Below are 19,707 nucleotides of genomic sequence, written 5' to 3' on the forward strand. Positions count from 1 at the left end.
AAATCGAAAGCAGTAATTTAATAAACATGCTGGTGTAGCTCAATTGGTATAAGCAGAGAACCCAAATTGTGTATTTCGATTTGGAGTGAATCGCTTAGTGGAACAGTTAGAATAAGCAGTGTATGATTAAAAGAGTAACAATATAATATAAACATGCTGGTGTAGCTCAATTGGTATAAGCAGAGAACCCAAATCGTGTATTTCGATTTGGAGTGAATCGCTTAGTGGGAGAGCTAATATAACCAGTGTGTAAATTGAAAGCAGTAATTTAATAAATCTGCTGGTGTAGCTCAATTGGTAGAGCAACTGACTTGTAATCAGTAGGTTGGGGGTTCAAGTCCTCTCACCAGCTCCAGGAGGGGTTCCCGAGTTGGCCAAAGGGGACGGACTGTAAATCCGTTAGCTGAGCTTTCACTGGTTCGAATCCAGTCCCCTCCACCATGAAAAAATAAAATGATACATATGCGGGTGTAGCTCAGTGGTAGAGCCCCAGCCTTCCAAGCTGGTTGCGAGGGTCCGATTCCCTTCACCCGCTCCATAAGAAATTAGCACCTATAGCTCAGGTGGATAGAGCAACGGACTTCTAATCCGTGTGCCGGGGGTTCGAATCCTCCTAGGTGCACCACTAATTTTGGGGTGTAGCCAAGGCGGTAAGGCACTAGACTTTGACTCTAGCATTTCCGCAGGTTCGAGTCCTGCCACCCCAGCCAAAATTATAAAATTATTATGACTCATTAGCTCAGGTGGTAGAGCACCTGACTTTTAATCAGGGTGTCCGGAGTTCGAGTCTCCGATGGGTCACCATATGTTGGAGAGGTACCGAAGCGGTCATAACGGGGCGGTCTTGAAAACCGTTTGGGTCTTTGGCCCGCGTGGGTTCGAATCCCACCCTCTCCGCCATTTAGCTTGTAAGGAGAAGTACTCAAGTGGCTGAAGAGGCTCCCCTGCTAAGGGAGTAGACCTTTTACGGGGTGCGAGGGTTCAAATCCCTCCTTCTCCGCCAAAGAGTAAAAGAATAGGGGCCTTTAGCTCAGTAGGTTAGAGCGTCCGGCTCATAACCGGCAGGTCCGGGGTTCGAGTCCCTGAAGGCCCACCATTTTTATATTTGTTATAAAGGGGTGTAGTTCAGTGGTAGAACGTCGGTCTCCAAAACCGAATGTCGTGGGTTCAAATCCTGCCACCCCTGCCAATAGTAAACAATTATTAGGATTAGGGTGCATAGCTCAGCTGGGAGAGCACCTGCCTTACAAGCAGGGGGTCATAGGTTCGAGCCCTATTGTACCCACTGTAAAGATAGCGGGGTGTGGCACAGCTTGGTAGTGTGCATGGTTCGGGACCATGAGGCCGTGGGTTCAAATCCCACCACTCCGATTAGAAGAATTATATGATTATTTTTCAAAAATTGAGGGCCTTTAGCTCAGTAGGTTAGAGCGTCCGGCTCATAACCGGCAGGTCCGGGGTTCGAGTCCCTGAAGGCCCACCATTTTGCCCAGATAGCTCAGTAGGTAGAGCAGAGGACTGAAAATCCTCGTGTCGGTGGTTCGATTCCGCCTTTGGGCACTAAAAATAGACTTAAATGTTATAAGTCTATTTTTTTTATAATCCATAGGAAAATTATAATTTCCTTAATATAAATTTTCCGTAAATGGGTTTCAAAAAAGGCTTCCTTAATTTATTAATGCTTCAATAGAAGGCTTTTTTACAATAAAAGCTATTATATTTTTAACTATATTTATGATATTATCGGTAATTAAGATTTTATCTGCTTTTAATAATATTATGTTTTCAGGAAGGCAAAAGGAGGTACTGTCCTTAATAGGCTTCAATTCAGGAAAATTTGATAAATTTAAATAAAGACATTTCTTGTTGTTTGACAATAAACCTTGATTTGATTGTAAGATTAATATTCCTTCTTTATTAGTGGGATCGTATTTTAAACTGAAGTTTTCATCAAAATATATGATAGGAATATTTTTCAGCCCATGCCATTGAAATTTGATTTCCAACGATTCATCTTGAATATTCATTTCTTCTAATATTATTTTAAAGGGTTTGGAAGAAACTGATATTTCTACAGTTTTCTTATCTTCTATTATGTTAAATATGGATAACAATTTAGGTAAATTTTTTATGTCCTCATAATTGTGAAGTAGTATTTCCCTCTTTAGATCCTCATTTCTTTGATTCATATATTTATAGTACATATTTGTACATTCTTTTCCACTAATTTTATCTTCTCTGTATATATTAAGATATTTTTCGACGGATTTTAATTTTAAATCTTTAAGGCTTAAAAAATCATTTTCTCTTTTAATTATCTTATATAGATCAATACTTTTATCATAAGAAATTTTATAATCAATATTATATTTTTTATATTTGTAATTTAAAAAAGGAATATCAAAATTGTTCCCATTATAGGTAATTATATATTTATATCTTTCCGTTATTTTCATTACTTCTTTTAAAAGTTCGTCTTCTTCATTGGGACTATCAATGAAAATCTGATTAACTGAAAAATGATCATTATGAGGAAGAAGTATTCCGGTTAAATATATAAAACTTTTTTCTCTGCTGAACCCCGTGGTTTCAATGTCTAAAAAACATATTTTGTCTGTATCGAAATATGTTTTTGTATCTATTGATACAGGCTCTGTATTAATATAGTTTTTCATTTTTCACCTCTTAACATATACTCAAATATTTTTTACTTATTAAATTAAATAAAAGTGTTATAATTAAATAAGATGTCAAATAAATTATAGACTTTTTTAACTTTTGTATCAAATATTATTTATATTGAGAGGAGAGTTGCAGTGGAAATTAAAGACATAAAAAAATCTTTTTTGGAAATAAACAATGCACAAAAAAATAATTTTGGATTAGTTGCTTTATACAATTTTTTGGAAAACTTTTTAGTCCTTTCGGATAGTGTAGAACAGGAAAATGATTTGGAAGGAATAAAAAATAATAACGGAAAAGAAGGGGAAGATATAGTTTCTCTGTATAATGAGATAAAAAATATCGGGTTAAATATAGAAGAACAGCTAAAAAGTTCTGAATCAAAACTTGAGCTTGTAAAAAATCAGAGGAAAGAAATTTGCGAAATATTAAATTCTTTATCTGCTTATGATATTGAAATTGATTATATCTTTGAAAACATAAATTATTATATTGAAAAACGTTATATAAAAGATAAATTTAGCTCAGAAGATACAAGGCCCGAAAATTCATATACATTTTTTAAAAACATCTATTATTACTTAAATGACAATATAAAAGACCAAGAACAATTGAATGATTTAATTTTTAATATTGTTAAAATATTACCTTTCAGAATAACAAAATATAAATTTTCAGATATTATAGGAGATTCTTTGAAAGAGGAGATTAAGGGGTTTCCTAAAAAGGCAGCAGAATTTTATATTGAGAAATATAAAATTATCTTTAATGGTACCATGGAAAGAAGTTATGGTGTAAAATTTGATAATTATTTTAGAAGAATCGAAGAATTTAAGGTAAAAAATTATGAGCAATGTTCCAATGATGAATTAAAAAAATCTTTTGAAGATTTGACGGTTATAAAGAATAGCATTACAGATCTTATACATTTTGTTGGAATATTAGGAATCTTAATCAATAAATTAATTGTAATATTTAGTACAAAGGATTTAATTAAAAACAATATAGATGAAAAGATATTATCGGAATGGGCTTTATATTGGAATAATAATCAAAATAATAAAGAACATTTAATTACCCTCCTTAAAGAAAAATCCAAAGATGTTTACGATAATATAAAAGAAAGAGCTAAGAATTTAGAAAAATTGGATGAAGACCATATTTTTAGGGAAAAAGCCGATGAAGAATTGAACCGGGATCTGATTATAATTGAAGAGATTATTTATTATTTAAATAATATGAAATTAGATAGTTTAGGATTTTTGCCTCATAATCAAAGAGATCCTATGACATTAGATGATTCCGAACAAATTACGGAAAATTTTATTCAATATATTTTTAGAAATTTGCCCAGCAATAATGTACAAAGAAAAATCAGGATGAGGAATTTGATGGCTGAGATTCCATATGTTTTTAATAATATTGACGATTTGATGAGTTATATAAATATTGCATTGGATAGTTCCGTTACTTCCGATGAAGAAGCAAAATATTATCAAAGTATCTTATATGCAATGGTTCAAGATAGTATAGAAAAGGATAAATAATTTATGTAACAACTCTTTTTTATCTTTATCAAGAAGTAGGTATTGCAAAACTACTGTACGGTAGCTTTGTAATACCTATTTTTTGTTATATATTTTTTTTATATGTCAATAATATATAAAGGAGTGATTTTGAAATCACTAATAAATTAGAAAGAGGGATAAAATGGCATATAAGATCGGAATTCCAAAGGCAATGTTATATTATGATTATTTTCCCTTATGGGATTTGTTTTTTAAAGAGTTGGGAGCGAAGGTAATAGTCTCTCCCGATACAAATAAAGAAATATTGGATAAGGGAGTAACCCATTGCGTAGACGAATCATGTCTTCCTGTAAAAATATTTCATGGACATGTATATTATCTTAAGGATAAAGTTGATTTTTTATTTATACCTAAAATCATGAGTGTATGCAGAAAGGACTATTTTTGTCCCAAAATATTAGGGCTTCCGGAAATGATAAAAAATTCTTTTGATGAACTTCCGGAGATTATAAGTACTACCGTAAACCTGTATAAAGGAAATAACAATATAAAGAAATCGGTATTGGAAATAGGGACGAAGATTACACCTGATTTATTTAAAATAAGAAGAGCTTATAATAGCTCAACAAAAGTTTTTAAAGAATACAAAAACCTTATAAATAAAAAAATAATATCGATTGAAGGAGTAAAAACACAAAGTAGGACTTTAAAAGATATAAATTCTTTGCATGACAAAAAGAAGAGAACAATAATGATGGTAGGCCATCCTTATAATATATATGATAATTATATAAATATGAATTTAGCTTATAAATTAGTAAAAAACAATGTAAAGGTTATAACTTCCGAGACCATAGACGAAAATAAAATATTATTTTATTCTTCAAAATTACCTAAAAGGATGTTTTGGACTTATGGCAAGAGAATAATAGGTTCATCCTTTTGTGCTATAGAAGAAGGTTTATGCGACGGAATGATTTATATCTCTTCTTTTGGATGTGGAATGGATTCGATACTTGTTGATTTAATAGAAAGAAAAGCTAAAGAAAAAATGGTTCCCTTTATGCTCATAACGGTGGATGAACAAACGGGAGAGGCAGGAATAAATACAAGAATAGAGGCATTTTTAGATATGATGATGTGGAGGGATAGAGATGAAAATAACATTTCCACACTTGGGTAATACTTATATAGCCGGTAAGGCACTTCTTGAAGAATTAGGTCAGGAGGTAATTCCTCCTCCCAGATGCAGCAACAGAACCCTTGAGATAGGGACGAAATACTCTCCCGAAATGATGTGTATGCCTTTTAAGATAAATATAGGGAATTATGTGGAAAGCATAGAAAGAGGGGCAGATACAATACTAATAACAGGGAGTTGCGGGCCGTGCAGATTTGGATATTATTCCGTATTGGAAAGAAATATCTTAAAAGATCTGGGATACGATGTAAATCTAATTGTTTTTGATCCTATAGGAGAGGGAATAGATAATTTAAAATCAGGATTAAAAAAAGGATTAAATATCAAAAATATAAAAAAGATACCTACGGTAGCTAGATTAGGAAGAACATTGATCAGCAAAGCCGATGATTTAACTCAATTATCAAACATAAAAAGAGCATATGCAGAGGAAAGCTATAAGGTTGATAACATAATGGAAGATTATTATAGAAAAGCGGAAAAAACATTTGGGGCGAAAGAACTGCTTATTTTGATGGAAGATGTAAAAGATAAGCTTAACAGTTTAAAAACGGATAACAACAGGGATCCCATTAGGATTGGAATAATAGGTGAGATATACACAATAATTGAACCATTTGTTAACTTTGAAGTTGAAAAAAAATTGGGGCATATGGGTGTTATAGTCGAAAAATCTTTGACACCGACTAAGTGGATAGAACATCATGTTTACAAATTTCCCTTTGGTTCAAAGGAAGAGAAAAGAAAATTTCATTATGCAAGGCCCTATATGAAGGAGTTAATAGGGGGACATTGCAGAGAAACTTTAGGAAGTGCCATAATTTATGCCAATAAAGGATTTGATGGAGTAATTCAGCTTCTTCCCTTAAATTGTATGCCTGAGATAGTAGCAAAGAGTATACTTCCGAATATAGAGAAGGATTATAATATTCCAATTATGACCTTGGTAGTAGATGAAATGACAGGAGAATCAGGTTATATAACAAGACTGGAGGCTTTTGTGGATTTACTTAAAAGAAGAAGAGAGGAGAAAAAGTATGGAAAATTGTTATCTTGGAATTGATGTGGGAAGTGTAAGTACCAATATAGTGTTGTTAAGTGAAAATAATAAAGTATTAAATAAAATGTATATAAGAACTCAGGGACGCCCTATTGAAATATTAAAGGAAGGGCTAAAAGACATTGGAGATAACAGAAAAAATATTAATATAAAAGGAGTGGGAGTTACCGGCAGCGGAAGATATCTTGCAAATATTATTGTGGGAGCCGATGTGGTTAAGAATGAAATAACATCTCATGCAGTTGCCGCTCTCATGTATGTTCCTGATGTAAGAACGGTAATAGAAATCGGAGGCCAGGATTCTAAGATTATAATATTGAGAGATAATATAGTAGTTGATTTTGCCATGAATACGGTATGTGCCGCCGGTACAGGTTCATTTCTGGATAGGCAGGCAGAAAGGTTGGGAATATCCATAGAGGATTTTGGAAAACTTGCATTGAAATCCTCCAATCCAGTGAGAATAGCTGGAAGATGTGCGGTTTTTGCGGAATCCGATATGATTCACAAACAACAGTTAGGCCATAATCAGGAAGATATCGTTAAAGGATTATGTGATGCGTTGGTAAGGAACTATTTGAATAATGTAGGTAAGGGCAAGAATATCGAAAGCCCTGTGGTATTTCAAGGAGGAGTAGCGGCTAATGAAGGAATAAAACAGTCCTTTGAGGAAACTTTAAATACGAGTGTATATGTTCCCGAATATTTTGACGTGATGGGGGCAGTAGGTGCAGGAATTCTTGCCAAGGAAGAAATGAGAAAAAAGAAAAGTACCAATTTCAGAGGATTTGGGATATCAGAGATGGAATACCATGTAAAGGGAATTGACTGCTTAGGCTGTTCAAATGCATGTGAAGTGGTAGAGATAAAAGAAAACGATGTAGTTATAGCAAGGTACGGAGACAGATGCGGTAAATGGACTAATTCACTTAATAACAGGGAAAGCAAATTTGCATAGGTTTTCGTATGAGTTATAAAAAATGTATAAATGTATTGAAAATTTGATTATACTATTATACAATTAAAATAGTGAAATTTTTTAAATTAATTTATAAAACTGAATATAGATAAGATATTTAGGTTTTTAGAAATTAAAAGGGAATCAGGTGAAAATCCTGAGCGGTCCGGCCACTGTAATTGGGGAGCTGCTTTTAATAATACCACTGAGAGCGATCTTGGGAAGGATAAAAGTCAAGTGCTGATCCATAAGTCAGGAGACCTGCCTATATATGAGAGCACTAACCTTCCGGGATTGAGGTAAGTTTAATGTCTTTTTTGTTTAGATAAATATGTGCTTTACTTAAATAAAAATCCTAACTTCACGGAAGTTGGGATTTTTTTAGTTGAAGTAGTTATAAAACAACATAAAATAAGAGCAAAATAGCCTTAATTATGTTGATTATATATAAAAATAAGGGGAAAAGAGAGGTGCATTAAATGAAAATATTCAGCAAAAAAATGTTAGCATTATTCTTATCGATTATTATGTTGATAGGAACATTTTCAAATTTGGGACTGGCAGTAGATACAGGAAACCGAATAGTACCTACGGAAACAATAAATGAAGAGGTAAAACCAGTTAAGGAATAAGAAAAATATACAGACAAAGAAAAAGCAGAAGAACCGGTTCAGGAAAAAAATGAAAAACCAGAGGAAATTAATATTGAATCCAATAATGAAATATCAGGCGAAGAGGATTCGGAAGTAGTAGAGATCAGTACTGCGGATCAGCTGATTGATTTGGCTAATAAAAGCCAGTCAGCTCAAGAAACAGAATGGGCAAAGACGTATCAATTAGCCAATGATATTGATATGGAAGAGGCGACTCCAGGACAGACGATGAAACCTATAGGAAACTCGTCACATCCTTTCACAGGAGTTTTTGACGGAGACGGACATGCTATTAAAAATTTTGAAATATCTTTTAGTAGTGAAAATGGCGGGTTGTTTTACAAATTGTCCTCTTCAGCTACAGTAAAAAATCTGAAGTTGGTAGACGGTGATTTTAGTTTGTATGGTTCTTCCGGAGCTTTGGCAGGAACCAATGAAGGAACAATAGAAAACTGTTCGTCGGTAAATACGCAAATTACATGTACGAGCAATGTCGTTGGAGGACTTGTAGGAATTAATGAAGGAACGGTCGAAAGAAGTTTTATTGATAGCGGGGTTGTTAAATATGATAATACATATAGTACGACAACTCACGGAGGTTTGGTAGGCAGAAATACCCCTGATGGTACTATCAACGAATGTTATTCTTCTGCTACTGTTGAAGCAAAAAAATGGTGCGGAGGATTGGTTGGTTGGAATTATGGTTCTATCATTAACAGCTACAGTACAGGAACTGTTAAAGGTACGGAAGAAATAGGCGGTTTTATAGGACGTGCAGCAGACTCTTCAAATATTGAGAATTGCTATGCAAATACTGATGTTGTACCTGAAACAAGCGGAGGTGCTTTTATAGGCGGATTATCCTCTGGAGGAGGGACAGCTTCAAACTGTTTCTACAACTCGGAAAGGCAGCTGCCGTCTGAAAACAGTGCGACCTTGGACGGAATCGAAGCCAAAACGGCGGAAGAACTGAAATCCGACGAAGTGCTTGCTGCTTTGAATAACGGAAATTCCATCTGGGGAAAGGCGGATAATATCAACGGAGGATTTCCTTATATCCTGTCAATCGCTCCGGAATCTTCGGGACCTGAACCTTCCGGTGAAATAACAGTAGAAGTATTGGTCGCAACTTATGATTTTGAAAATTACAGTTTTGAAACCCATATCGGCGTAACTCCCATAAAAGTCGAGAAAGAAGGTACAAGTCCTACTGCTTTGGATGTTTTGGAAGCAGGAGAGGAAGAGATCCCTTACGAAGCGGAAGACGGAGATTACGGAAAATTTATAAAGTCCATAGACGGAATAGAAGCCGTATCTCCCGACGGATGGATGTTTACCGTTAATGATAAGGTTTCGCCTGTGGGAGTATCTACCGCTACCGTTAAGGACGGAGATAAAATTCTTTGGTACTACGGAAGCCCCGTTAACAATTTTAAAGGGCCTAAATGGGATGAGATGGTATCTCCGACTCCGGGAGAAGGGGAAGAAAGCGGTTATTTTGAAGGAGAAGGAACGGAGGAAAATCCTTATCTGGTAGAAAAAGCAAAAGATTTTTCTCATATTATGGAATATCCTGAGGCCCATTTTAAATTAAACAATGATATAAATCTGAAAGATGCGGAATTTGAGCCTATAGGAACTGAAAGCAATCCTTTCAGAGGTACCTTTGACGGAAACAATAAAGAGATTTCGAACCTGAAAATCGATAAACCGGAAAGCAGCAAAAATATAGGGCTTTTCGGGGTTTTAGACAATGCAAAAATAGTGAATGTAACAATAACAAATACCAACGTTACAGGCGGCAGCAGGTTGGGAATTCTGGCAGGCTATGCAAAAGAGGATGGGGAAGGCGGTTTCTGCTTAATAGGGAACTGTCATGTAAGCGGAAGGATAACGGCTTTAGGCACGGATGTTATAAAAGCTACCCGTATAGGAGGTTTAATCGGAATCAACGATGGTAACAATACAGTACCGGGAACGGGAAGTGGAAGTTATATCTACAGTATTATAGATAATTGTTCGGCGGATGCGGAAGTTATATGTTCCACCGTTCCCATAGGAGACGGGGGAGACGTAGGAGGCCTTGTAGGCTGGAATAGAGGTATAATCAGAAACAGCTATGCAGAAGGAAATGTAAATGGCGGTAATCTTGTAGGAGGACTGGTTGGCTCAAATTGGGAACAGATATACAATTCCCATGCTATGGGGAACGTAACGGGCTGTCAAACGGTAGGAGGTTTTGCAGGATCAAACAACTTATATACTACTATAGAGAACTGTTATTCCACAGGAAATGTTATCGGCGACAAAATTAACAAGGGTAATTATTTCGGAGGATTTGTAGGAAGTACATCAGGTAAAACAAAAAATTCCGTAAGCACGGGAACGGTTGTGCCGAGCTGGAGCTGGAACGGAGGTTTTGCAGGTTATTATGATGGTTACGATGTGGAAAATGATCTTCAAAACTGTTTCGGAAATTCCACAGATTATTTGGGAAATATAATTAAGGGATTGGGCAGTGATACAGAAGGTAAGTACGGTGAAATAGGCGTTACGCCGGAAGAAGCAAGAGAAAAACTGCAAGAAATATTGGGAGTGACTCTTCCGGAAGAAGATGACAATGACGATAAATTATCGGTGAGAAGGGAAGCCGAAAAATACGAAGATAGTGTATTAATTCCCAATACAGCTGCGGAAGGTTCAAATGTTACAAGTTATATTGTAAGGTTAAAAGATGGACAAACATCAGACCCGACCATATACCTTGTTTATGCTCAAAAGAATTATACGGGTTATGTTTCCGACAGTGTTACTCCGGGCCAGTACACGTTATTGAAACAAAAGACCACAGAAGGAAATGAGGAAACAAGTGTAACTCTTGGATTTATAAAAAACGGTGAATTTTTCACCAAGGACATTTCAGTTACCATTGAAAGCACTGTACCTATAAGTAAAGAGACTTTGTCAGCAAAGGTAAATGAAATAGAAAGCAAGATTGAAGACGGGACTTTAAAGGAAAGTGATTATACAGAAAAAAGTTGGAGGGCTTTACAAGAAGCATTAAACATTGCCAAAGAGGTATTAGAAAAAGAAAATCCTTCTCAACAGGAGATAGTAGAGGCTTTAACCCGATTGGTATCATCGTTGGAAGGCCTGGAAGAGGAAGAAACGGAAGATGAGAGAACAATCAGGGAAACTGTAGAGACTCTGAGAAACTACTATGGAGAAAAAGCGGCGTATACCTTTAGAGCATCTATAGGATATAATTATACAAGCGATAATTTGGAGAGGGACATTCCTATAATTCGGGATAGGTATGCGGTAAGCGAAAATTTGAACGGGGCTTCGGCTTATGCAGGAAATATTATAGGGCTGATATCCGCGGGAAGAAATCCATATGATTATAACGGAAAAAATTATATAAAAGAGTTGGCGGATTCTCAGCAGGATTCAGGTAAATTCATTATCGGTACATCTGACGATTATCCCACTACCTTAGCTTTCGGCATTATAGCGTTGGACATGGCTAAGGGAGAATATGATGTAGAAAAGGCCGTATCGGCTCTTATAGGATATCAAAATGATGACGGAAGTTTTGGAGGTTATGGAATGGTAGATGATGCAGCTATGAGCATCATGGCTCTGGGCAGCCATAGGGACCTTAACGGAGTAAATAATTCGATAAATAGGGCTCTGGCCTATTTAAGGGCAAATCAAAAAAATTCAGGAGGATTTGAAACTTTTGGCTCAGAAAATCCTTACTCTGTATCGGCCGTTATACAAGGGCTTATTGCTGTAGGAGAGGATCCGCTGTCATCAGAGTGGAGAAAAAACGGTAATTCAATGTTAGACGCTCTAATATCCTATAAAGTAGGAGATCATTTTGAAAGTACTTCAGAATGGGGAACGGAAATAGACAGTGCTACGGAACAGGCATTTATAGCATTGGCCGATTTATACAGAGGGAAATCCATGTTTAAAGAAATAGGATTAGAAGAAGGAGAACCTGCAACTGTAAGAATTCTTGAACCAGCCAAGACGGTTTTAAAGGAAAATGAAACATTGAATTTAGAAGCAAGAACTTATGATGAAAACAATAATTACCTTCCGGCTTATGATCTTCTGTGGGAAAGTTCCGATAATAATGTAGCAGAAGTGGATAAAGATGGAACAGTAACTGCCAAGAAGGCAGGAAAAGTAACAATAACGGTAAAGATAAAAGGATATGAAAATATAGCGGATACTGTAGGCTTAACTGTGGAACCGGAAGATTTTCAGATAGAAAGAATAGGAAATGATCCCATAAGAAAGGGAACCGAAGGAAGAGTGGAAATAAGAATAAAGAATATAAGCAGTTCAGATAAATCGGCTACCTTTATAGTGGTGTTATTTAATAAAGATGAGAGCAAAATGATAAATTATTCCTATGTAAATGAAGCTATAAAAGCAGGAGAAACAAAGGAAATGGGAGCAGGATTTTTGATACCTGAAACGGGAGATTATATAATAAAAGCAATAGTATGGGATAATTTTGAAAATCAAAATATTCTATTGGGAATACCCCTGAGGATAGAAGTAGAATAATAAAGGGAATAGATGAAATCAGAAATTTTGTTCGGACAATATTGTTTGAGGAGGAAAATAATGAATAAGAAATTAATTGCGGTTCTTCTTATATTGATTTTAACGATTCCTTCATTTGTATTTGCTCAAGCCGACTTTAATATTGACTACCGCTTAGAAGGAGAAACAACCGTTATTTCAATTCAAGGAGAAAGAAATAAGCCTGTAAGTATATCCATAAAGGACAATAACAGAAAATATTATATAAATCAGGGAGTTACGGATTCAAAGGGAAAAATTGAATTTAAAGCTCAGTTAGAAAGAGGAAAACAATATAACCTTTTAGTTAATATTGACGGAAAGACCGCATCCAAAACTATTGTTATTGATGAAGAAGATCCAGATCCGGATGACCCCGACAAACCTGAGTCAGCATATATTTATGTTAAAGGATATGATGGAATAATAGTAGATGAAGAAAAAGTAGATATCAATAAAGGAGAAACAGTATTGGGGTTAACAAAAAGGGTACTGAATCGTAAGAATATAGAATACGTTGAACGTTCAGGATATATAGCAAGTATAGATGGACAAGGAGAAATGGATAAAGGGCCTGGAAGCGGCTGGATGTATTCGGTCAACGGAAAGTTTCCGAATGTAGGGGCAGGAAGCGTAAAAGTAGAGGACGGAGATTATATAAGATGGCTCTATACTATGGATTTAGGGAAAGATTTGGGATACGATATGGGAGATAAACCTTCTGAAGCTGTAAAACCAAGTCCAGCAGTTAACAACATAAAGAATGCCGCTTTAAAAGAGCTAGCCAACAGTTTATACAGCGGAAATATGACAGATCCTGAAATTAAAAAGAAATCGGAAGAAGTTATATCCAAGGTAATAAAGGAAATTGATGTAAATAAGATGAATCCTCAGGAGATAAAAGACATAGTCGGAGATTTAAATATAATAGCAGATCTGCTGGTGGATAGGACACAGAACGTGAGCTATATTCAACAAGTACTCGTGTATATAATAGATAATCTGGGGAAAGTGAAAAATGGCATGGCTCAGGAAGATAGCATAAACAGCCAAAAGGACTTGATTTCTACAGTACAGAAAGCTCTTGATAAGAAATCGAATATAAAAGTACAGTCGGAAAGAATAACGGTAGAATATACGAAGGATTTTGAAACCATAGGGGAATTTAACAGGAGTTTAATCAAATCCGTAGAAAATGCCAAGATAACCAACGGTAAAAAGTTAGAAGCGGTTCTTGCTTTCTATATGAACAATGATATTGAAAAAATAGTTATGCCCACTGATACTACTGAAAAATTATTGAGATCAGGATTAGACAAATTAATGCTATATTTCAACGGTGGAAATATGAAGATACCTATAAAACAGTTAATATTGGATAAAGAAATTACCATTATGATGAAAAATATGGCTGACTATACAGAGATACAGATATTGCCTGAGAAAAAATTTGAAGAACCTATAACCATAAGGCTTCCCTATGAGAAAAATGGTACAGGAAAAACTGTAATGAGGGAAGACGATAATGGTAGTAAAGAAAATCTTGGAGGAATATACGATAAGGAAAACAAGGAGATGGTGTTTACCACAAAAGGTAACAGTAAATATTATATTACCGATAATCCGGTAAAGTTTACAGATTTGCAGAATTACGATTGGGCAAGAAGTTCTATAAATTCTATGGCATCAAAAGGAATAATCAATGGGAGAGGCGGCGGATCATTTGTACCGTCTGGAGAGCTGACAAGAGCAGAAATTTCGGCACTTTTGGTAAGAATGGTGAAAGCGGACAGTTCCGATGTCAAAAATATAAAGGCATTTGAAGATGTAAAGTCCGATGCATGGTATTGGAAAGTAATAAATGCAGCTTATGAGAATAACCTGATGGAAGGAAAATCAGAAACTAAATTTGTTCCTGAAGGCAAGATAACAAGACAGGAATTGGCTCAAGCCATGGCAAATATACTGACCTTATCAGGGTATGAATATGATGGAAGAGATTATTTAAGCAATTTCAGTGATGGTAATGAAATAGCGGAATGGGCAGAAGACGGAGTGAATTTGTCAGCTCAGTTTGGACTGATAAAAGGAGCAGATGGAAAATTCTCTCCTCAGAAATATTCCACAAGGGCAGAGACAGCAGTGATGCTGGATAGATTGTATAATCTGATAATCAATCAATAGCTGATAATCTTTATAAATGAAGATCAGATATTTCAGATTGGCCAATGTTAAACTGAAATGTCTGATCTTTTAACATTGAATTGAGAAATTTTGTGATGTATAATAAATATATAAACGTGCGGAAAGGTGATTGTATGTACAAAGAAAGTATCTCAAGAGGATTAAGAAAAGGTATTTCAACGACATGGGAATTAACGAAAGTCATAGTTCCTGTTTATTTTTTTGTCACCTTTTTAAAATACACTCCGATTCTTAACTGGATATCCGATTTTTTTACTCCTGTGATGAAAATATTTGGTCTTCCTGGAGAAGCGAGTCTTCCTTTAGTGTTGGGAAACATGCTTAACCTATATGCCGGAATAGGTGCCATAGCAGGTTTAAACCTCAAAGCAAAGCAGATTACCATAATTGCTTTTATGCTTTCTTTTTCTCACAGTTTGTTTATGGAGACAGCGGTTGTAAAAAAGACAGGGATGAATGTATTTATAGTTTTGGCCTGCAGGTTCTCATTAGCTATTATTTCAGGAATTGTATTGAATCTTGTATTGTAGGAGGCTTCTATGAATTTATTGGGATTTTTAAAGGAAAGTACTTTTGGAAGTATCAAATCTGTTTATAAATTGGCTTTAATTATTATTCCCCTTATGATTATAATGGAGATATTAAAGGATTTAAAGATACTTGATAAAGGGGCAAAATTTTTAAGCCCTGTTTCTAAATTTTATAATATATCGAAAGAAGCCACTTTCCCGTTAATAGTGGGTCTTGTCTTTGGGTTGGCCTATGGAGCTGGAGTCATAATTGAAAGTGCTAAGGAAAGTAATTTGAATAAAAAGGATCTATATGTTCTTATCATATTTTTGATATCGTGCCATTCGGTATTTGAAGATACGTTAATTTTTGTTTCGGTAGGTGCTAATGGGATACTTCTTTTGAGTATAAGGATAACTATAGCTGTAGTCGTTTCTTTTTTTGCATCTAAGGTAATAGATAAAATTGACTTTAATAATAAAAATTTATAGTTGAAGGTTAATTTAAACCTTATGAAACAATACATACCAAATTAGATTGAGGAGTGAGGGAAATGGATTGGAAAAATGAATATAGATCAAAATTAGTATCTCCAAGAGAAGCAGTTAAACATATTAAATCCGGAGATCGAGTTGTAATAGGCCATGCAGCAGGGGAACCCTCTGTTTTAGTTGATGAACTGGTGGCTAATTATAATGAATATAGAGATGTAGAAATAGCTCATATGGTTCCTATGGGGAAGGGAGAATATACAAAGTTAGAGATGGCAGGGCATTTTCGTCACAATTCTCTATTCGCAGGTGTATCCACGAGAGATGCGATTAATTGTGGCAGAGCAGATTATACTCCGTGTTTTTTTTATGAGGTACCTAAACTTTTTAGAGAGGGGTATCTTCCGGTAGACGTGGCATTAATTGAATTGAGCCCTCCCGATGAGGAGGGTTACTGCAGTTTTGGTATTTCAGTAGACTATACAAAAGCAGCAGCAGAAAGTGCGAATATTGTAATTGCTCAAATTAATAGGGAAATGCCGAGGACTTTTGGAGATTCCTTTATCCATATATCTGATATTGATTATATAGTTGAGGCGGATAGACCTATATTGGAATTAAATCCTCCGAAAATAACTAAAGTTGAAGAATCTATAGGAAGGTACTGCGCTTCTTTGATTGAAGACGGCTCTACTCTTGAATTGGGAATAGGAGCGATTCCCGATGCTATATTATTGTTCCTGAAAGATAAAAAGGATCTTGGAATTCATTCAGAGATGATATCCGATGGAATCTTGAATCTTTACGAATCTGGAGTTATTACGAATAAGAAAAAATCTATTCACAAAGATAAAATTATAGTTACATTTATGATGGGAACTAAACGTCTTTATGATTTTGTTAATAATAATAAGAATGTAGAATTGTATCCTGTAGATTATGTAAATGATCCTACCGTTATAATGAAGAATTATAAAATGATTTCAATAAATTCATGTATACAGGTTGATTTAATGGGCCAAATAGTTTCGGAAACAATAGGAGAAAGGCAATTTAGTGGTACAGGAGGGCAAGTGGACTTTGTCAGAGGAGCAAATATGGCAGATGGAGGAAAATCGATAATTGCAATGCCTTCTACTGCAGCAAATAATAAAATATCGAGAATAGTTCCCTTTATTGATCATGGAGCTTCCGTTACAACTTCAAGAAATGACGCTAACTACATAGTCACGGAATACGGGATAGCGCAACTTAAGGGGAAAACTTTAAAGGAAAGGGGAAGAGAGCTGATAAATATTGCTTACCCTGATTTTAGAGAAGAGCTTATAAAAGAATGGGAAAGAAGATTTAGAGACAGGTATTAAAGAAACTATAGAAAGCAGGTAAATCAATTACCTGCTTTCTGTTTTAGTCCCTATTTATTAATAATTATCCCCATATTCTTCGCATTCGTCTTTTTCATCTTCGCTTATTCCAAGAGATTGGGAATTTCGACCACAACCATCGTTGTCATCATTACTGCTTTCGTCAATTTGTCTTGGGAAAAGAGTCGGGAAAGTAGAGCATATCGGAGATACTATCGGCGATAGTACAGGGAATCCTGTTGACAATACGCAAAGCTGTACAGGAACTACCACTTTCTTTTCACAAGTTATACATATAGCAATTATAAGGCTTGCATTTATTTGTCCTGTAACAGGATCGATGCATATATCTCTGGTAATACTATTAGTTGCTAACCTTGTTTCACATGCTACGCTGCAGAATTCAGCAAATCTTGGTAAAAATGCGGAATTAAATACTGATGGTACGCACAGTTCGAAGAAGTTTGTCAGAACTATTGGATTTTTAACTGATGCAATAGGTACAACAGCTTTTAGAGTTATGGGAGTTCTTCTTCCTCTTCCATCAAGGAAAACTACGTCGATTTCTACAACAACATTTCCTGTAATACGTACAGTCTGAGTTCCAAAGACTGGTGTTCCCCTTCCTTGTTTATCGCAATCAGAAGTATTTACATATATTATTTTTTCACTTGAAGTTCCGTCAGGACCTATAACAGTAATAGGATTGCAAGCTCCATCTTCAACGAAGCTACCTCCTGATAATACCGTATTTGCATTAACTGTTAAATTATCTTTATCAAATATATTTGCCGGATTGAAGTATTTTCTACATCTAATATCGGTTACTCTTATAATTTGTGCATTTCTTCCTAAACTTGGGCTAAATGGTTGATTTTGAATAGTTCTTAATGCCTGAGAATTCAGTAGAGTTGCATCAAAAACTTTTTGAACATATATTGGTTCGTTTTTAACTCTTCTCAGTGTTCCATCCCAATCGCATCCTGTTGTACCGTTACAACAACTTTCTGTTATTGACTGGCTTAAAATATCTTTATTTATATCAGCAGAACCCATTATATATCCTCCTTTCATGGAATTTTTAAATTACATTCTCACTGATAATATATTCGAAATACTATATTTGTGTTACAGACTAAAAATAAAGAATATTTTATTTAATCAATTAATATCTATATAGAAAGATTAAATGACAGGTGGTGTATATATGGCTTTTTTTAATGATAATATTCCTATCATTACGGATAGTATGAAAAATATTCATATGTTTCAATGGAATTCGGGGAATATCTATTCCTACTATTTTAATTTGGCCAATAAACAGACGGATAGAAGGATTATTGCGGAAAATACATTGGAAGAATTTGATGTTACTGTGGATTCAGAGGATAATATATATTTGGTTTACCAAGATCAATCCTTTAATTTAATATTGTTGGAATTAAAAGAGAACCGTATAAAGAGAACTGTAATTACGGAAGAACCCCTTCCAGTTATGTATAATTTAAATATTATGATGGGTGGAGAAAATATTCATATAATATATGAAGTGCCTCTTCATGATATTGAAAACATTTATAGAATATGTCATCAATATAAAAAAGAAGACAAGTGGATAACCAATATTGTTGATGACATAAAGGTAAAAAAAATATTAAATCCTATTCAGCTGATTAAAAACAAGGATACCATTATGATAGGATACTATGACCTGTTTAATATGGAAGAAGAAGTATGTGTTAAATCTTTTTCACTAAAAGAAGGGAAATGGGATAGAAAGATACAGCTTACAAAAGATCAGAAACCCAAATTATATATAGACATGATAGTGTTAAATGAAAAAATACATTTAGTGTATAGCGAATATTACGAAGGAAATTTGAAAATAAGATATGAAAGATTTTCTCTTTCGGAAAATATAGCTAATATGGAAGTTAGAGAGGATATATCTAATATTGAAAACTGTTCTCATCCTACTTTAGTATATTTTGAAGATAAATTATGGGTGGAATGGATTGAATATGATAATATAACAAGCAGATTCAGTGCAGATGAAGGAGATACATGGGGCAGTATTTATCAATGGAAAGAATCTAAAGGAAAAGAAGTTGTAAGATATAAATATAAGAGGTATTTCAATACAGACCGACATATCTTGAACTTTTCTTTTGGAAAAATATATCCCGAGATATCTTTTATTGGTTTTGGAAATTTGCAGAATACTGCTGAAATACCTCTAAAAAAAAACTTGCATTCATGGATTCTACCCTTTTAACATCTAAAGAAAAAAATTATGAAGACAAAACAATAGAGACTCTTGAAGAGAAGGTTCGGATTCTTGAAGATCAACTAAAAAGTATAGATAAAGATTTAAAGGAAAGAGTATCATATATTGAGTACTTTTTAGACAGAAAGACCCGGGGCTTTTTCTCAAGAATTAAGGGCAGATAAT

14 protein-coding genes, 14 tRNA genes and 1 riboswitch are annotated in these 19,707 nt (G+C 34.7%); of the genes, 26 read left to right on the plus strand and 2 right to left on the minus strand.

Going from position 1 to position 19,707, the window contains the following annotated elements; translation table 11 throughout:
• The first annotated feature begins 279 nt into the window (after positions 1 to 279).
• From PP176A_RS13105 to PP176A_RS13170, 14 genes are all read left to right on the plus strand, one after another.
• Positions 280 to 355, plus strand: a tRNA-Thr gene (locus PP176A_RS13105).
• Positions 356 to 441: transfer RNA gene (locus PP176A_RS13110), tRNA-Tyr, on the plus strand.
• Positions 442 to 464: 23 nt separating this feature from the next.
• A tRNA-Gly gene (locus PP176A_RS13115) sits at positions 465 to 538 on the plus strand.
• A gap of 10 nt (positions 539 to 548) precedes the next feature.
• Positions 549 to 625 (plus strand) — tRNA-Arg (locus PP176A_RS13120).
• Between the two features lie 7 nt (positions 626 to 632).
• Positions 633 to 710: transfer RNA gene (locus PP176A_RS13125), tRNA-Gln, on the plus strand.
• Positions 711 to 728: 18 nt separating this feature from the next.
• Positions 729 to 804 (plus strand) — tRNA-Lys (locus tag PP176A_RS13130).
• A gap of 6 nt (positions 805 to 810) precedes the next feature.
• Positions 811 to 900, plus strand: a tRNA-Ser gene (locus PP176A_RS13135).
• Between the two features lie 12 nt (positions 901 to 912).
• Positions 913 to 1,003, plus strand: a tRNA-Ser gene (locus PP176A_RS13140).
• 16 nt (positions 1,004 to 1,019) lie between these two features.
• Positions 1,020 to 1,096 (plus strand) — tRNA-Ile (locus PP176A_RS13145).
• 18 nt (positions 1,097 to 1,114) lie between these two features.
• A tRNA-Trp gene (locus tag PP176A_RS13150) sits at positions 1,115 to 1,189 on the plus strand.
• A gap of 23 nt (positions 1,190 to 1,212) precedes the next feature.
• Positions 1,213 to 1,285: transfer RNA gene (locus PP176A_RS13155), tRNA-Val, on the plus strand.
• A gap of 12 nt (positions 1,286 to 1,297) precedes the next feature.
• A tRNA-Pro gene (locus PP176A_RS13160) sits at positions 1,298 to 1,371 on the plus strand.
• Between the two features lie 35 nt (positions 1,372 to 1,406).
• Positions 1,407 to 1,483: transfer RNA gene (locus PP176A_RS13165), tRNA-Ile, on the plus strand.
• A gap of 4 nt (positions 1,484 to 1,487) precedes the next feature.
• Positions 1,488 to 1,560 (plus strand) — tRNA-Phe (locus tag PP176A_RS13170).
• Between the two features lie 107 nt (positions 1,561 to 1,667).
• On the opposite strand, the gene PP176A_RS13175 is transcribed toward PP176A_RS13170, so the two are convergent.
• Positions 1,668 to 2,675 (minus strand): ribonuclease H-like domain-containing protein, encoded by a 1,008-nt coding sequence (locus tag PP176A_RS13175; RefSeq protein WP_071140936.1) that lies wholly within the window; start codon positions 2,673 to 2,675, stop codon positions 1,668 to 1,670.
• 141 nt (positions 2,676 to 2,816) lie between these two features.
• Between PP176A_RS13175 and PP176A_RS13180 the strand changes: the two genes are divergently transcribed.
• The 10 genes from PP176A_RS13180 to PP176A_RS13220 all read left to right on the plus strand — a co-directional run bounded on the left by PP176A_RS13180 (position 2,817) and on the right by PP176A_RS13220 (position 17,255).
• Positions 2,817 to 4,229: a hypothetical protein gene (locus PP176A_RS13180; RefSeq protein ID WP_071140937.1), complete on the plus strand. Its 1,413-nt coding sequence runs from the start codon at positions 2,817 to 2,819 to the stop codon at positions 4,227 to 4,229.
• Positions 4,230 to 4,392: 163 nt separating this feature from the next.
• The gene (locus tag PP176A_RS13185; RefSeq protein WP_071140938.1) at positions 4,393 to 5,394 is read left to right on the plus strand and encodes an acyl-CoA dehydratase activase-related protein; all 1,002 of its coding nucleotides are present in this window, start codon (positions 4,393 to 4,395) and stop codon (positions 5,392 to 5,394) included.
• Entirely contained in the window at positions 5,366 to 6,475 is a 1,110-nt protein-coding gene (locus PP176A_RS13190; RefSeq protein WP_071140939.1) for a CoA protein activase, read from the plus strand. The genes PP176A_RS13185 and PP176A_RS13190 overlap by 29 nt, the downstream gene beginning before the upstream one ends.
• The gene (locus PP176A_RS13195) at positions 6,450 to 7,430 is read left to right on the plus strand and encodes an acyl-CoA dehydratase activase (RefSeq protein WP_071140940.1); all 981 of its coding nucleotides are present in this window, start codon (positions 6,450 to 6,452) and stop codon (positions 7,428 to 7,430) included. The genes PP176A_RS13190 and PP176A_RS13195 overlap by 26 nt, the downstream gene beginning before the upstream one ends.
• Positions 7,431 to 7,533: 103 nt before the next feature.
• Positions 7,534 to 7,713, plus strand: a riboswitch (cobalamin riboswitch).
• A 196-nt stretch (positions 7,714 to 7,909) separates the two neighbouring features.
• Entirely contained in the window at positions 7,910 to 8,062 is a 153-nt protein-coding gene (locus PP176A_RS16270) for a hypothetical protein (RefSeq protein WP_159429069.1), read from the plus strand.
• A 150-nt stretch (positions 8,063 to 8,212) separates the two neighbouring features.
• Entirely contained in the window at positions 8,213 to 12,667 is a 4,455-nt protein-coding gene (locus PP176A_RS13200; RefSeq protein WP_071140941.1) for a GLUG motif-containing protein, read from the plus strand.
• A 60-nt stretch (positions 12,668 to 12,727) separates the two neighbouring features.
• Positions 12,728 to 14,869 (plus strand): S-layer homology domain-containing protein, encoded by a 2,142-nt coding sequence (locus PP176A_RS13205; RefSeq protein WP_071140942.1) that lies wholly within the window; start codon positions 12,728 to 12,730, stop codon positions 14,867 to 14,869.
• 134 nt (positions 14,870 to 15,003) lie between these two features.
• Positions 15,004 to 15,420, plus strand: coding sequence for a nucleoside recognition domain-containing protein (locus PP176A_RS13210; protein WP_071140943.1), 417 nt, complete (start codon positions 15,004 to 15,006; stop codon positions 15,418 to 15,420).
• Positions 15,421 to 15,429: 9 nt separating this feature from the next.
• On the plus strand, positions 15,430 to 15,891 hold the full coding sequence (locus PP176A_RS13215) for a nucleoside recognition domain-containing protein (protein ID WP_071140944.1): 462 nt from the start codon (positions 15,430 to 15,432) through the stop codon (positions 15,889 to 15,891).
• A 62-nt stretch (positions 15,892 to 15,953) separates the two neighbouring features.
• A complete protein-coding gene (locus PP176A_RS13220; RefSeq protein ID WP_071140945.1) occupies positions 15,954 to 17,255 on the plus strand; it encodes an acetyl-CoA hydrolase/transferase family protein in 1,302 nt (433 codons plus the stop codon).
• Positions 17,256 to 17,312: 57 nt separating this feature from the next.
• Here the strand turns inward: PP176A_RS13220 and PP176A_RS13225 are convergent, their stop codons facing one another.
• Complete coding sequence (locus tag PP176A_RS13225; protein WP_071140946.1) at positions 17,313 to 18,311, minus strand: hypothetical protein; 999 nt, start codon at positions 18,309 to 18,311, stop codon at positions 17,313 to 17,315.
• 151 nt (positions 18,312 to 18,462) lie between these two features.
• Between PP176A_RS13225 and PP176A_RS13230 the strand changes: the two genes are divergently transcribed.
• Together PP176A_RS13230 and PP176A_RS13235 are read left to right on the plus strand one after the other, a co-directional pair.
• Positions 18,463 to 19,530 carry a hypothetical protein gene (locus PP176A_RS13230; protein WP_071140947.1) on the plus strand — a complete coding sequence of 356 codons (1,068 nt, stop codon included), beginning with the start codon at positions 18,463 to 18,465 and terminating at the stop codon, positions 19,528 to 19,530.
• Positions 19,512 to 19,706, plus strand: coding sequence for a DUF5320 domain-containing protein (locus tag PP176A_RS13235; RefSeq protein ID WP_071140948.1), 195 nt, complete (start codon positions 19,512 to 19,514; stop codon positions 19,704 to 19,706). Before PP176A_RS13230 ends, PP176A_RS13235 begins: the two co-directional genes overlap by 19 nt.
• Position 19,707 lies beyond the last annotated feature (1 nt).

It is taken from the genome of Sporanaerobacter sp. PP17-6a, assembly GCF_900095615.1.
Taxonomy (GTDB): Bacteria; Bacillota; Clostridia; order Tissierellales; family Acidilutibacteraceae; genus Acidilutibacter; species Acidilutibacter cellobiosedens.

Bases quoted from the DNA above. Each gene is read 5' to 3' on its own strand.
- PP176A_RS13175 (WP_071140936.1), bottom strand. From the start codon at position 2,675: ATGAAAAACTATATTAATACAGAGCCTGTATCAATAGATACAAAAACA.
- PP176A_RS13185 (WP_071140938.1), top strand. From the start codon at position 4,393: ATGGCATATAAGATCGGAATTCCAAAGGCAATGTTATATTATGATTAT.
- PP176A_RS13190 (WP_071140939.1), top strand. From the start codon at position 5,366: ATGAAAATAACATTTCCACACTTGGGTAATACTTATATAGCCGGTAAG.
- PP176A_RS13195 (WP_071140940.1), top strand. From the start codon at position 6,450: ATGGAAAATTGTTATCTTGGAATTGATGTGGGAAGTGTAAGTACCAAT.
- PP176A_RS16270 (WP_159429069.1), top strand. From the start codon at position 7,910: ATGAAAATATTCAGCAAAAAAATGTTAGCATTATTCTTATCGATTATT.
- PP176A_RS13205 (WP_071140942.1), top strand. From the start codon at position 12,728: ATGAATAAGAAATTAATTGCGGTTCTTCTTATATTGATTTTAACGATT.
- PP176A_RS13210 (WP_071140943.1), top strand. From the start codon at position 15,004: ATGTACAAAGAAAGTATCTCAAGAGGATTAAGAAAAGGTATTTCAACG.
- PP176A_RS13215 (WP_071140944.1), top strand. From the start codon at position 15,430: ATGAATTTATTGGGATTTTTAAAGGAAAGTACTTTTGGAAGTATCAAA.
- PP176A_RS13220 (WP_071140945.1), top strand. From the start codon at position 15,954: ATGGATTGGAAAAATGAATATAGATCAAAATTAGTATCTCCAAGAGAA.
- PP176A_RS13225 (WP_071140946.1), bottom strand. From the start codon at position 18,311: ATGGGTTCTGCTGATATAAATAAAGATATTTTAAGCCAGTCAATAACA.
- PP176A_RS13230 (WP_071140947.1), top strand. From the start codon at position 18,463: ATGGCTTTTTTTAATGATAATATTCCTATCATTACGGATAGTATGAAA.
- PP176A_RS13235 (WP_071140948.1), top strand. From the start codon at position 19,512: ATGGATTCTACCCTTTTAACATCTAAAGAAAAAAATTATGAAGACAAA.